The following is a 12,918-nucleotide window of genomic DNA, read 5'->3' on the forward strand; positions in this document are numbered from 1 at the left end:
GCAGAGTTTGTCTTGAGCACACGGGAAAATCTGCATACAAAAAAGGATACAGCCATTAAAGCGGCTGTATCCTGCATTTATTTGTGTATTAGTCGACCATCCAGCAGTTTAAGCTTAGGGTACCGTATTGATAGGCCTGAATCATTAACTGCGCCCGTCTGCCCTCATCGGCTGTACCCATTACATAGAAGAGCGGTACGAAATGTTCCTTCCCGTAGGTGGGAACGGCCTCCCGCACATGCGGAGCCTGCTTCTCAAATGCAAAAAGTGAAGCCAGATCCCATGCTTCGAGCCGCTCAGCGATCCAGGCATCGAAGTCGAGCGCCCAGGGCTCGGGCTGATCATCCTGCTTCAGCAGCCTGAGATTGTGGACCAGTCCTCCGCTTCCGATCAGGAGGATTCCTTCATCGCGCAGCGGGGCCAGCATCCGTCCGATATTGTACTGCTCTTCGGGAGAACGCATCGAATCGACGGATAAGGCTACGACGGGAATGTCGGCCTGCGGGAACATTTTCTTCAGAATAACCCAGACCCCATGGTCAAGGCCCCGGCCGAGTATAGGCTGATGACAAAGATTGCTATCCTTGAAGAGTGCGGAAATCCTGCTGCTTAACGCGGGATCGCCCGGGGCCGGGTAGGCCAGCTTATACATCTCTTCCGGAAAACCATAGAAATCATGCTGCGTTTCATGCTGTGCGTCCACTGTAATCAGCTGCTGGGGACTGTCCCAGTGCGCCGAGAAAACTACAATGCCGCGGGGCTTCCCCAGATCAGAACCCAGCCGCTCCAGGAAACGTGTGTATTCGTTATCCTCAAGAGCCAGCAGCGGAGAGCCGTGCGCAATAAAGAATGCCGGTAATTTCATAGGGTGCCAACCTCCATAACCCAGTATATGGTCTGCCCTTTTATTTTACCGCTTATTCTTACGTATTGCACGCATGGGACCTCTCCTATATCATCCAGTTCTGCCATTCCTCCTGCAGATGCTCCTGCTGATTCATCCATTCCCTGGTGCGCTTAAGCACCTGCTCCTGTGCCGGACCTGACGAGAAGGTATGGTCGCCCTGGAAAATAATCTCCTTGTCGCAGCGGCCTTCAGGACGTGTCCAGAACAGCTTCTGGTAGAGGAAGGCATAGTCAACGGGAATAACATCATCGGAGGTCCCGTGGATGACCAGCACATCACCGCTGAATTTCCCGGCCTCCTGGAACGGCTGGAACGCTGCCAGTGAGTTGAAGTACACCGGGGTGAACGAATAGCCGGAATAATCGGCTGAGCCGCTCTTCACCGACCGGTCATAGGCTTCCCTTCCGACAATCTTTACGATATCATTGAACGGATAGCCGACCGCAGACCACAGCACCAGGTTCTTCACCCGCCGGTCACGGACACCGGTCAGCAGCGCTACTGCACCGCCCAGACTATGTCCGATCAGCGTCACACGCTGCGGGTCCACATCGGCCGAGCTGATGCCGTAATCCAGCACCGCCCGGGTCTGGCTGATCATCGACTCCATATCTTCGCTTCCGTAATTACCGCTGCTCTCCCCGCAGCCTACGTAGTCAAAGCGGATAACCATATAGCCATCCTGCGCCAGCTCACGGGCTGCCTTAACGAAGATCCGGTCTACACCAATCCGGCTGCCCACGAAGCCGTGGCAGATCACTGCAAGCGGCACCCGGTTCTTGCACCGTCCGGTGCCTGCCTTGTCTGCGGATGGATAGTGTATGCTCGCTGTCAGTTCCTCTCCATTATGCCGGATGATAATATTCCGTTCCATTGCTGCGCCCTCCCTGAAAGCTGATTTATTTCAAATTATAATTATTCCGATTAATTTAGTATGATTTATATCTTTATTATACGATTCTCCTTAATTTCTTGTCAATAACCATAGTCCTCCGGATTTCCTGAAAAGAGCCCCTTCCGCTCCCGCAGGAGCAAAAGAGGCCGTGGGTCAAGCTTGAGCTTCACTCAGTCATAGCTGTCGTGAAACATATCATGGGTCTCCTGCCGGCCTTCCCAGTCTTCAAGTCCGTTCTCCGGTGTCACGCCCGCAGCATCCCAAAGACTGAAGCCGTCAGAATTGCCCCAATCCCCCACTTCATTAGCAGGTGCAGGCGCGAAGCCGTCGCCCACAAATTTGCCGGGTTCCTGTTTGTTCTCCTGTTTCATAACGCTCCCTGCCTTCCTCTAGCTATATTTGGTGAAGCAACCACCTCTTCAGTGTTCACTCTTCCAAACGGATTATTCAGGGATTAACGAAAGAAAAGTTACGCAGAAGCGGAATCTTCTGATCCGCCTGCAAGGGTTGTCCTTGCACACCACTGCTGCACAAACGTATACTCTAGGTTAAAGGCTAACCTGATTAATCCACCTTGGAGGTATACGTCCATACTATGAAAGTTAAAGCTATGATTAAGCAAAACAACCTGCTGCGTGAGCAGATGACGCCATTTAACCGCTCTTTTTTTGAAGATATGATTCTGGCCATGCGGGCCAGCTCGGTAGACTCTGTCCGTGCAGAGGAGCTGCTGCTGGAGGCGGCTGAACTGCTGCTGAAGGGGCAGGCCAAAGGCCGGAATGCCAAGCAAATCTTCGGCGAGAACCCCGGAGATTATTTCAAAGATGTGATGAACAGCAGCCCCCCGCGCTCTCCGCGCAGCAAGCTGAAGAACTCCCTGATGATCTCTTTGTCCGCCCTGACCATTCTGTTCGGAGTGATGGGCGCTGCCGGACTGATCATGCAGTGGAGCGGAGGTCCGGATGAAATCTTCGGCCAGATCAGTATTTTCACCCTTATCATAGTAGGTATCGGCTCGATTGTTCTGATTGAGCTAATTATGAAATGGATGGCCTCGTTGTCTGAGGACGATAGCCCGAAGCCCAAGGCTTTTGATATCAAAGGGCTGGGACTCTATGTCGGAATTGCGATTGCTGCCGTATTTGCCGGAATGTTCCTCGATAATCTGTTCCCGGTCATCCGGATTGCACCTTGGGTCAGTCTGGTTCTTGCCGCAGCCGGTGGTCTCGGACTGAAATTAATATTTTTCAAATCATAGAGAATATATTCAACTTTTATTCCACACAGGAGGAGACTTGTATGAAGAAGCACATCGTTCTAACCGCCGCTATTGCTCTGCTCATGGGGCTGAAGGCAGCAAGCTCCGCTCCTGCCCTTGCTGAGAGCAGCGCGGGCCGCGGCACAGGCACGTCTGAGGCGGCTGCCAGCGCTAAGGCGGGTGTTACCGGTGCAGCCGTCCTCAGCCATGCTGAGGCTGTCTACAGGGCTGCGCTGCCGCTGTTCTCCTCAGGCAACCTGCCGGGTGCTATTACTTATATGAATACCAATCTGTATGCTGTCACTCCTTATCAGGCGACTGTTCTGACACTGAAGCTGGAGAACCTGCACAAATCGCTCCTGCCTTCCTGGGAGAAGAAATTCAGCAGCAGTGAGGTACAGCGGAAGCTCATCTCCGTCTATAAGGCGGGAGTCAGCATGGTGAAGCTGGCCGAGAGTACGGAGAATGCTTCACTTCGTGCGCTGCTGAAAAGCGCGGGAGAGAGCGGCTATAAGCTGGAGACGGCCGAAGGCACCTTTTTCCCGGTGATTGATTATGCCGCTTACCGCAAATATAAACTGTACGTGACGGAGGATATCCGTGATTATATTTCAATAATGGCGACCGAGTCGGATCTGCCCCCTTCCAAGGATAACGGGCTTGTGATCGCCTGGGGGGATGTCGCTTCCCGTGCACTAACCCAGGAGCAGTTTATTCAGACCTATCCCAAATCCAACCGCCTATCAGCAGTCAAGACACTTTATAACATGTACGCAGTGAATACATTTTATGGCCAGAACAACACGCCGCTCTTCCATTACGATAATCTGGAAATGGATCTGGAGGCACAGAAAGCCTACAGCAGCATCCTGGCCAAAAACAGCAGCACCAGCCCGTTCCTGCAGAAGCTCGATGGCTTCATGAAGCTGATGAAGAGCAACGGCTATCTCTTGGATGATGACGCCGAGCAGTATCTGAAGACAGAAGTGCCCCAGTCCTGATAAGCGTATAACTCAGCAGCACCGGATGTGCGCAGCAAACTTATCGCTATGAAATAAGACCCGCCCGGGTTGAATCCGGGCGGGTCTTATTCATATCCATATAAACGGCTATTGCCGCTGACAACGATTATATTAGATCAGCATGCTGAATAAATTGACATCCTTGTTGATCTCTACGTAATCCACGCCCTTCTGCTTCATCCGCTCAATCAGCGGGGCGTAGGCATCTGTGGACATCAGCTCAATGCCCACCAGTGCCGGGCCGTTCTCCTTCTCGTTCTTCTTCGTGTATTCGAACCGGGTAATGTCATCGTCGGGTCCGACTACCTCAGTCAGGAATTCACGCAGGGCACCCGCGCGCTGCGGAAAATTAACCATGAAATAATGCTTCAGGCCTTCATAGATCAGTGAACGCTCCTTGATCTCCTGCATCCGGTCGATATCATTATTGCCGCCGCTGACGATGCAGACCACGCTTTTGCCGCGGATCTGATCCCGGTACATGTCCAGCGCAGCAATCGGAAGCGAACCTGCCGGCTCCACAACAATCGCATTCTCGTTATACAGCTCCAGAATGGTTGTACAAGCCTTGCCTTCCGGCACTTTGACTACATCATCCAGGAGCTTCGAGCAGATGTCGAAGGTTAAGCCGCCGACACGTTTCACCGCCGCACCGTCCACAAACTTATTAATTTCCTTCAGGGTGATCACCTCACCGCATTCCATCGCCTCGCTCATGGAAGCTGCTCCCGTAGGCTCCACACCAATCACCTTGGTCGCCGGGCTCACGGTCTTCACATAGGTGGCTACACCTGCCGCCAGGCCGCCTCCGCCAATCGTAACAAATACAAAGTCAGCCGGCTTGTCCAGGCTCTCCATAATCTCCATCGCAATCGTACCATTGCCGGCGATAATGCGCGGCTCATCAAACGGGTGAATCAGCGTCATGCTATAGTCTATACAAGCCTGCAGCGCTTCATCGTAAGCATCGTCGAAGGTATCCCCCTTCAGAATCACTTCCACGAATTCGCCGCCAAAACGCCGGACCTGCTTAATCTTCTGATTAGGTGTAGTGCTCGGCATAAAGATTTTGCCTTTGATTCCCAGTGCCTTACAGGAATACGCCACACCCTGGGCGTGGTTACCCGCGCTTGCACAGACAATCCCCTTCGCTCTGTCCTCGTCGGACAGACTGCGGATCATATTGTAGGCTCCACGGATCTTGAAGGAGCGTACAATCTGCAAATCTTCGCGTTTCAAATACACATTACAGCCGTATTTAGCTGACAGTACCGCATCCAGCTGCAGCGGCGTACGGACGATAACCTCCCGCAGCACATGATGTGCGCGTACAATATCTTCCATTCCTACGATCCGGTTTTCGCCTTCTCTCATCTTTTCCTCGCCTCACTGTCTCTTTCTTATCGTTTCGCTTCTTGTAACATACTCTTCCAAGGACATTTTTTCAACCCTTGTCCTCCTCACACAATACAGAATCCACTGCCGGTGGAATCCTGCTACTCCACCCCTCATTCTTAAGTTCATCTTATATAGTTGTATAATGTGCAATTAAAAACAGCGAAAAGGGAGGCCCGCCTCTTATAACTGTATTCTGTACAACTAAATCTGCCCGAATGGGCGATCCCAAGGAATAACTGGCAGTTTAGTTGCACGAAATACAACTAAACGGATAATTGGTTGTAAATCAGACGTTTTAGTTGTACAAAGTGCAATTAAGCCTACCGGAAGACACTCCTAGGCATATACCGTAATCCCTTCACGGCGTCCTACCCTAATCTCCTCATTTCCTCATTTCCTCATATCGCACTCCAAACACCCCGCCTATGCGCCTATGCTTACTTTCCATACGCAACAAGCAAACGGCCCTGCCGTAAACCGGCAGGACCGTCCATCCTTCACTATAACTAGACCTTAAACCGCGATACCGTCTGCAGCAGCTGAGCCGAGCTCATCTTGATCTCCTCCATCTCGGCAACGATGCTGCCGGACTTGCCGATGATCTGCTCCGCCTGGACGGCGATGACCCCGGCCCCTTCTGCGCCTTCATTCGTTGCACTGCCCGTCTCGCTGATCGCAGTCAGCATGCTCTGAATGGAAGCCAGCAGCTCTTCGGAGGTGGCACTGAAGTCCGTTACCAGCTCATCAATATACTTGGCATCTTCGCTGTACCGCTCACCCGTCTCCTGCATCGCATCGTAATCCTTCAGCACCTGCCGGTCCATGAAGCGCAGCATGCTCTCCGCGCCCTCGGCCAGATTGGATACCGCCTGGACTACCGCTTCAGTAACTCCCTGGATTTCGGTCACCGTCTCCCGCGAGTTATCAGCCAGCTTGCGGATTTCCTCCGCCACAACGGCGAAGCCTCTGCCCGCATCCCCGGCCCTAGCAGCCTCAATGGAAGCGTTCAGCGACAGCAGATTGGTCTGGGCGGCAATTTCCAGAATCGCTCCTGTGAGCGCGCCTATCTGCGAGATCGACTTCGACTGTTCAAGCGCCATGCGCAGCTTTTCTTCACTCTGTCCGTAGATATGATCCGCCTGCCTGCGTGACTCAAATGCTCCCTCTTTCAGCTTATCCGCCCGCACATTAATTTCCCGGGCCGCATCTGCCCCCTCTTGGGCTTTGCGGGCGATACCGTTAATGGCATGCTCGAATTCGATCGTGCTGGCGTTCATTTCTTCCATCGAAGCCGCCGTCTGCTGCATGCCCGCTGACAGCTCTTCGGTAATCCCCGAAATATCGGTGATGCTGCCGTCGAGCACAAACACATTCTTCTCCGTATTCTCCACTGCGCCAGAGATGCTCTGCGAGCTGCGCATGATTTCCTGAATCAGCGACTGCTGTGAGGAGATCATATCGTTGAAGCCCTCTGCCAGTACGCCGATTTCCCCTTTTGCGGTGACCTTTGCTCTTACCGACAGGTCGCCGGACATCGCTTTTCGGAAGGCAGCCGTCAGGATAGGAATCTGCTTCAAAATACTGTTGGAAACAAAGTACAGCAACACAGACATCACTACAATTGAAGCAATAATCGAGAGAATAAAGATCAGCTCGAATTTCTTCAATTCCTGCTCCGCTTTTTTCTCCGGCACAATCAGTGCCACGGACCACTGGTTCTCTACAGCCGGCGAATACGACACATAACTGGCCTCGCCGTCAATATCCGTCTTTATCACATTCGAGCCCCACTGTACCATCTTATCCCCGACAGCTTTCCAGTCTTCACCGAGATCGGACATTTTCTTCAGCAGAATATTGTCTGTATCCGGATGGTAGATGAAGGTTCCTGTCTTATCAATCAGTACGGCATACCCGCTGCCATTGTAATTAAAAGCGCTCAGCGCCTGGGTAATCTGCTCCGTGGAGATATCCGCACCCGCCACACCGATCAGCTTGCCGGCATCATCGAGAATCGGTGCGCTGACACTGACGACCATTTTGCCGGAGCCGGCATCAATATAGGGATCCGTAACCGTAACACGCTTATTCTTGGCTGTGCTGGCATACCAGCCCCGCTCCTTCAGCACGAAGTCCGCCGGCGGCTCGAACTCATCCTGCGTAATCACCTTGTTCGCAGCATCCAGACCTATATACACATTCAGCAGGTTCTTATTGTTGTTCTTGACCAGATTCAGGGTGCGGATCAGTTCACTGTACCCGCTGGTGGTCTTCGCTGTTTCCGGATCACTTACACTGGCGATATAGTCACGGATATAGGCGTTGGCATTCAGAAGCTCTACACTGTCCGAAGCGGGCTGCAGCAGCTCGTTGACCTTAACGCTTATCTCTCCTTTCTGATAGGTCAGCGAATTGTTCAGGCCATTGACTATAATCTGCTTGGCATTGCTGTAAATCACTACGGATACAATCACAAGAATAACAATCACAGAGAGGATCACGGACATAAACAGCTTGCCGCGGATTCCCATATTGCTGAAAGAGGCTATAAGCTTCCTCTCCCTGCCCCTTCTGTTCTTCCCCAGTGTCATAGGTCCTTCCACCTTCCATGTATAAAGACTCAGGTCAGCTATGCTGCTCCGAATCTTCTCTATCTTTCGACTTATTTCTGCAAAAATCCCCTTTATCCCTTTACCGTTTCCCCGTAAGCTGTGAAAAAACTGTGACCATGTCAGATATTTTCTCACAAATGTCATGTCCATCATCTGAATATCCCGCATTTCTGCTTATTCATGTCAGGTTATTTGCACAAAAAAACCCTTGTATCTGCGCTATTCAGCAAATAAAAGGGAGTATGAGTTCATACACCAATATTCAGTTCCTATTATCCGGGAGTACGCCGCCCTACTGCTCGAGCAGCTCCTGAAACCATTTCAGGTTCAATTCATGGTGCGCTCTGACATTATTCATCATCGACTTTGCCGTGTAGTAGATCCTATCTTGCTTGGCATCCAGCGCAGAATCAATTTCAGCAATTTTGCGCCGTGTTTGCTCCATCTGCACCGCTACGGCCGACTTGAACCGCTCAGAATCATATTGGTGGGCGAATAGCGTGGTCATATAAAAGGCTAACGTGATATCGTCCGTCTGCAGCGAATATTTAGCCATCAGCGCTTTGAAATGCTCGTCGCCCTGCGTCGTAATCTCGTAGATGTATTGTTCAGGATAGTTGTTAACGCTAACGACTTCAACCAGCCGGACCAAGCCCTCACCCGCTAACCTCTGCAGGTTGTAATACAGTGATCCCTTCGTCATATGAGCGAGATACCTGTAGTCCCGTTCCTTAAAGACATTCATCAATTCATAAGCGCTGGATGGTCCGCAATCCTTCAGCAAACCCAGTATTAATAAGGGTATAATAATAATTCCTCTTTCTATAGATTATTGAAAATCAAGGATATGCTCAGATATCCATTCTCTGAACGTATAAGGCTCCCGTCCCAGAATAGCCAGTACCGTGTCCGTCACGGCGAGCTTATGCTTCAGGGTATACTCCCAGTCCTGGACTCTAAGAGTAATATACTCTTCAGCAATGTACTTGCCCATATAGGATCGGAAGTCATCGATTGTCTGCTCTTCCAGTTCAAGCGATTGTCCTAAATGTTTGGAAATTTCTGTCAATATGTTCCGCTGGCTGAGAATACTCGCCCCTGTAAGCGTTAAGACCTGCCCAGAGAATCTGTCAAAATCGGTAACAACCACGCTGATAACTTCAGCAATATCTGCTTCGTGCACACTGGCCAGCTTAGCCTCCAGGGCCGGTAACCGGATCGTCCCCCTATTGTATCTAAAAAGGTCCCCCCAGTAAATGGTATTATGCATGAAGGCCTCAGCACGGATAAACACATACTGAAAGCCATACGCCTGAATCTGATCCTCGACTTTTTTATGTTTAATCGCATTCTCGTTGTAACCGGCATCCGAGCGGTTGATGGAGGCTGAGGATAAGAACACGATGTTCCGGACACCCTTGGCCCGGGCAGCCTGCAGAATCTCTTCAGCATCATCCAGAAGGATCAGGAATAAGGTCTCCACGCCGCGCAGGCTGTCTGACCAGGCACTGCAATTCTTGATATCGCCGGTGACGATCATCATATGCTCTGTCCGGTCTGTTAACAGCTTCTCAGGTGTTCGGGTGAGGGCTTTAAATTCGATATCCTTAAGCTTGAGGTAATGTATAACCCGATTTCCAACGGTTCCAGTTGCTCCAGTAATAAATAACATTACAAGGACCTCTTTTCCGAAAATTTAGTCTAATTAGACCACATCACATAATATAGTCTAATTAGACTAAAGTGGCAAGGATTATTATACAAAAAAACACAGCCCCGGAGGACTGTGTCAGATATTTCATGTTCAGATTATATATAGATCATCTATATTCTATTGTTTCAGCATCCATTTGAGCAGATCCGGCAGGCTTGCCCACAAACGCGAATGCATAATGACATATTCAATGGCTTCATTGGAATCGCCCATTCCGACAAAATCCGGGAGATTATGCGGCAGCCGCTTCACACCCAGCAGATAATCAGGCACATGCTTGTTCACCCCGCGCGCAACACGGTACAGCATTTTGAGCTGTGAGGTAATTCCGTTCTTCTTGAACTCCAGTACAATCCGGTCATAGGCAAAAGCCGCTGCGGCATCGTCTTCCCCGTAGTTCTTGATCACCCGCTCCGCTTCCTTCAACTGGTTGCTGTACAAGTAGACAGCGGTCAAAAGATAGCGTGCACCGGTATTGTCATCCGGGTTAAGCTCGAGAATATGCTCCAGAATCTCCGCTGCTTCCTCGGCCTTCCCGCCAAACCAGCAGGATTCCGCATAGCTTTGGCAGATACGGATATAAGGGCGGGTCTCCGTAAGCCCCCAGAAATACCCTTTGTTCTTGGTAAAATAAAGCTCGCCCAGTTCACGTCTGCCTGCAGCAATTCCCGCTTTGAGGAATTTACGCGCCTCATGCTCATTCTCCGATTCCTCGGCCAGGATAAGATAGGCATCCGGACTGTCCGGATAAATCTCCAGTGCCGTCTCCGCCAGCTGAACACGGCGTTTCGCAGAAGTGGCCTCCACCGCTTTGTACAGAAGGGCTTGCGCCTTCTCCTGGGGAGTACCCGGACCATTCAGCGTGATCAGCTCATCAGCTTCTCCGCCCATTCCGTATTCTTCGACATAATTATATAATTCTTTGACTTTACGGGAGATGGTGGCCGCCGTAACTTCGTATTTATCGGCAAGCTCCGTCTGCGACAGCATGAAGCCGTATTCCTCTGACAGCAGATATTCGATGGCCGCGCAGAACGAGCCGGCTTTCTTCACCGCAGGTTTGGTCTGCCGGGAGAAGCCATTCCACAGCACCAGGGCTTCCAGAATCAGTTCCCGGTCGTATTGATTTCTCATGCTCTCAATGAGCTGCAACGCCAGCTGTTCATGGGCCGGATGCTCCCATTTCAGTTCGCGTGCGACCATCTTTTTCAGCTTGGGCAGTGTAAGCTTACTCTCGGTACGTACCGCGGCCTCCGCTGCTGACTGTTCCTGTACGGATTCGCTGAATACAGCCTCTTGTGCTGCCGCATCCTCCGTCGTTACCAGCCGCAGTATGGATTCGACCGCTGACGTTTCTTTATCCAAGCAGCACTTCTTATATTTTTTCCCGCTTCCGCATGGGCATAAGTCATTTCTTCCGACCTTACTCAAAAACAATTCCCCCTTAAATCTGTAACTAAGCATCCGTAAAAAACGGCATCGCTGTTATTGTACTTATTATTTAAGTATCATTTCCCGGCATGGGGCTTTCTATATCCCCTGAACATTCAGCAAGTGGAAACGGCTTGCCCATCCTGTTAAGGACAGTTCAAAAATATAAATCCCTAAATTTTAAAAAAGGCCTTTCCATGAAAGGAAAGACCCTTTATCTGTATATATCCGCACATTTTCCCCCGTACGAGTTGTATTATAGCACTTCTCCTACTACTTGTCAGTCCTTTTTTTGGGACTAATAGCATAAACTAACCCCGCAAAGTGGGGCTTTAGCTTCGATGAGTATACGGGTAATTTGCATTGGCCCCAAAGCATAGGCACTCTTATCTGGCTGAAATACAGTGCTTTATCCTCAGATCAGAGCCTTCATAGCGATGTCACTACGGCACTGTTTGCCCGGGAAGGTGATCTTTCCGGCACTGGCATAGGCTGCTGCACGCGCTTCAGCAATCGTAGGACCCATGCCTACAACTCCAAGCACCCGGCCGCCGCTGGTTACCCAGCTGCCATCCTCACCGCGTGCAGTTCCCGCATGGAAGACCAGACTTGTACCGTTCTCCTCCAGTCCGCTGATCGGCACACCCTTCGGATACGGACCGGGATAACCTTCCGAAGCCAGGACCACGCAGACTGCGGCCTCATCGCTCCATTCAATCTGAATATCCGCCAGCCTGCCTTCTGTAACAGCCAGAAAGATCTCCAGCAAGTCGCTTTGTAGCCGGGGAAGAACAACCTGCGTCTCGGGATCACCGAAGCGGGCATTGAATTCTATCGTCTTCGGTCTGCCGTCCGGCGAGATCATGAGCCCTGCGAACAGTACGCCGCTGAAGGGGCGCCCCTCAGCCACCATGGCTTTGGCTGTCGGCTCGATGATGGTCTCCACTGCTTCGCGGATAATAGCCTCATCGATATGCGGAAGCGGGGAGTATGTCCCCATGCCTCCCGTATTAGGTCCTTTATCGCCGTCGAATACCGGCTTATGGTCCTGTGCAGCCGCCATCGGCCGCACTGTTTCGCCATCCACAAAGGCCAGAATCGACATTTCCTGCCCGGCCAGAAACTCCTCAATCACGACCTGTGCGCCGGCTTCACCGAACACCTTAGCCACCATGATATCCTGCAGAGCCGCCTCCGCTTCCTCAAGGGAATACGCCACGGTCACACCTTTGCCTGCGGCCAATCCGTCCGCCTTGATTACAATCGGCAGCTCCTGAGTACGCAGATAGGCAAGTGCAGTCCCATAATCACTGAACTTCTCATACGCCGCTGTCGGAATGCTGTACTTATGCAGCAGATCCTTCATGAAGGTCTTGCTGCCCTCGATTTCCGCCGCATTCTTCCGCGGGCCGAATACAGGAATATCCTTCGCTTCAAATGCATCGACGATCCCCGCTGCCAGCGGATCATCCGGTCCGATGACGACCAGCCCGATCTCCCGTTCCTTGGCAAACGCGGTCAGCTTATCGAACTCGAATACGCCGATCGGCACACATTCGGCAAGCTGCGCAATCCCGGCGTTGCCGGGTGCACAGTAGATTTTACCGGCCTTGGGACTGCGGGTTAAGCTCCAGATGATCGCATGCTCCCGGCCGCCGCCGCCGACCACTAAAATATCCAT

11 protein-coding genes are annotated in these 12,918 nt (G+C 51.5%); 2 read left to right on the forward strand and 9 right to left on the reverse strand.

What is annotated here, in order from left to right; translation table 11 throughout:
• Positions 1–88: 88 nt before the first annotated feature.
• From NYE33_RS00600 to NYE33_RS00610, 3 genes are all read right to left on the reverse strand, one after another.
• Positions 89–865 carry a DODA-type extradiol aromatic ring-opening family dioxygenase gene (locus NYE33_RS00600; RefSeq protein WP_042133424.1) on the reverse strand — a complete coding sequence of 259 codons (777 nt, stop codon included), beginning with the start codon at positions 863–865 and terminating at the stop codon, positions 89–91.
• Positions 866–950: 85 nt separating this feature from the next.
• Positions 951–1,781, reverse strand: a complete 831-nt coding sequence (locus NYE33_RS00605; protein ID WP_039298286.1) for an alpha/beta hydrolase family protein — start codon at positions 1,779–1,781, stop codon at positions 951–953.
• A 191-nt stretch (positions 1,782–1,972) separates the two neighbouring features.
• Positions 1,973–2,173, reverse strand: a complete 201-nt coding sequence (locus NYE33_RS00610) for a hypothetical protein (RefSeq protein ID WP_042133422.1) — start codon at positions 2,171–2,173, stop codon at positions 1,973–1,975.
• 224 nt (positions 2,174–2,397) lie between these two features.
• On the opposite strand from NYE33_RS00610, the gene NYE33_RS00615 reads away from it, so the two are divergent.
• Together NYE33_RS00615 and NYE33_RS00620 are read left to right on the forward strand one after the other, a co-directional pair.
• Positions 2,398–3,060, forward strand: coding sequence for a DUF1129 family protein (locus NYE33_RS00615; RefSeq protein ID WP_042133420.1), 663 nt, complete (start codon positions 2,398–2,400; stop codon positions 3,058–3,060).
• A gap of 41 nt (positions 3,061–3,101) precedes the next feature.
• Positions 3,102–4,061 carry a hypothetical protein gene (locus tag NYE33_RS00620; RefSeq protein WP_341064408.1) on the forward strand — a complete coding sequence of 320 codons (960 nt, stop codon included), beginning with the start codon at positions 3,102–3,104 and terminating at the stop codon, positions 4,059–4,061.
• Positions 4,062–4,193: 132 nt separating this feature from the next.
• On the opposite strand, the gene ilvA is transcribed toward NYE33_RS00620, so the two are convergent.
• From ilvA to purD, 6 genes are all read right to left on the reverse strand, one after another.
• The gene (ilvA, locus tag NYE33_RS00625) at positions 4,194–5,456 is read right to left on the reverse strand and encodes a threonine ammonia-lyase IlvA (protein WP_039298277.1); all 1,263 of its coding nucleotides are present in this window, start codon (positions 5,454–5,456) and stop codon (positions 4,194–4,196) included.
• A gap of 530 nt (positions 5,457–5,986) precedes the next feature.
• Positions 5,987–8,071: a methyl-accepting chemotaxis protein gene (locus NYE33_RS00630; protein WP_341064410.1), complete on the reverse strand. Its 2,085-nt coding sequence runs from the start codon at positions 8,069–8,071 to the stop codon at positions 5,987–5,989.
• 313 nt (positions 8,072–8,384) lie between these two features.
• A complete protein-coding gene (locus tag NYE33_RS00635; protein ID WP_052421656.1) occupies positions 8,385–8,876 on the reverse strand; it encodes a PadR family transcriptional regulator in 492 nt (163 codons plus the stop codon).
• A 45-nt stretch (positions 8,877–8,921) separates the two neighbouring features.
• A complete protein-coding gene (locus NYE33_RS00640; protein WP_042133417.1) occupies positions 8,922–9,764 on the reverse strand; it encodes an NmrA family NAD(P)-binding protein in 843 nt (280 codons plus the stop codon).
• A gap of 159 nt (positions 9,765–9,923) precedes the next feature.
• Entirely contained in the window at positions 9,924–11,270 is a 1,347-nt protein-coding gene (locus tag NYE33_RS00645) for an SEC-C metal-binding domain-containing protein (protein ID WP_336102288.1), read from the reverse strand.
• Between the two features lie 382 nt (positions 11,271–11,652).
• The gene (gene purD, locus NYE33_RS00650) at positions 11,653–12,918 is read right to left on the reverse strand and encodes a phosphoribosylamine--glycine ligase (protein WP_076248051.1); all 1,266 of its coding nucleotides are present in this window, start codon (positions 12,916–12,918) and stop codon (positions 11,653–11,655) included.

It is taken from the genome of Paenibacillus sp. FSL R10-2199 (genome assembly GCF_038000235.1).
GTDB lineage: Bacteria > Bacillota > Bacilli > Paenibacillales > Paenibacillaceae > Paenibacillus_AQ > Paenibacillus_AQ phytohabitans.

Bases quoted from the DNA above. Each gene is read 5' to 3' on its own strand.
- NYE33_RS00640 (WP_042133417.1), bottom strand. From the start codon at position 9,764: ATGTTATTTATTACTGGAGCAACTGGAACCGTTGGAAATCGGGTTATA.
- NYE33_RS00630 (WP_341064410.1), bottom strand. From the start codon at position 8,071: ATGACACTGGGGAAGAACAGAAGGGGCAGGGAGAGGAAGCTTATAGCC.
- NYE33_RS00605 (WP_039298286.1), bottom strand. From the start codon at position 1,781: ATGGAACGGAATATTATCATCCGGCATAATGGAGAGGAACTGACAGCG.
- NYE33_RS00615 (WP_042133420.1), top strand. From the start codon at position 2,398: ATGAAAGTTAAAGCTATGATTAAGCAAAACAACCTGCTGCGTGAGCAG.
- purD (WP_076248051.1), bottom strand. From the start codon at position 12,918: ATGGATATTTTAGTGGTCGGCGGCGGCGGCCGGGAGCATGCGATCATC.
- NYE33_RS00600 (WP_042133424.1), bottom strand. From the start codon at position 865: ATGAAATTACCGGCATTCTTTATTGCGCACGGCTCTCCGCTGCTGGCT.
- NYE33_RS00610 (WP_042133422.1), bottom strand. From the start codon at position 2,173: ATGAAACAGGAGAACAAACAGGAACCCGGCAAATTTGTGGGCGACGGC.
- NYE33_RS00620 (WP_341064408.1), top strand. From the start codon at position 3,102: ATGAAGAAGCACATCGTTCTAACCGCCGCTATTGCTCTGCTCATGGGG.
- ilvA (WP_039298277.1), bottom strand. From the start codon at position 5,456: ATGAGAGAAGGCGAAAACCGGATCGTAGGAATGGAAGATATTGTACGC.
- NYE33_RS00645 (WP_336102288.1), bottom strand. From the start codon at position 11,270: ATGCTTAGTTACAGATTTAAGGGGGAATTGTTTTTGAGTAAGGTCGGA.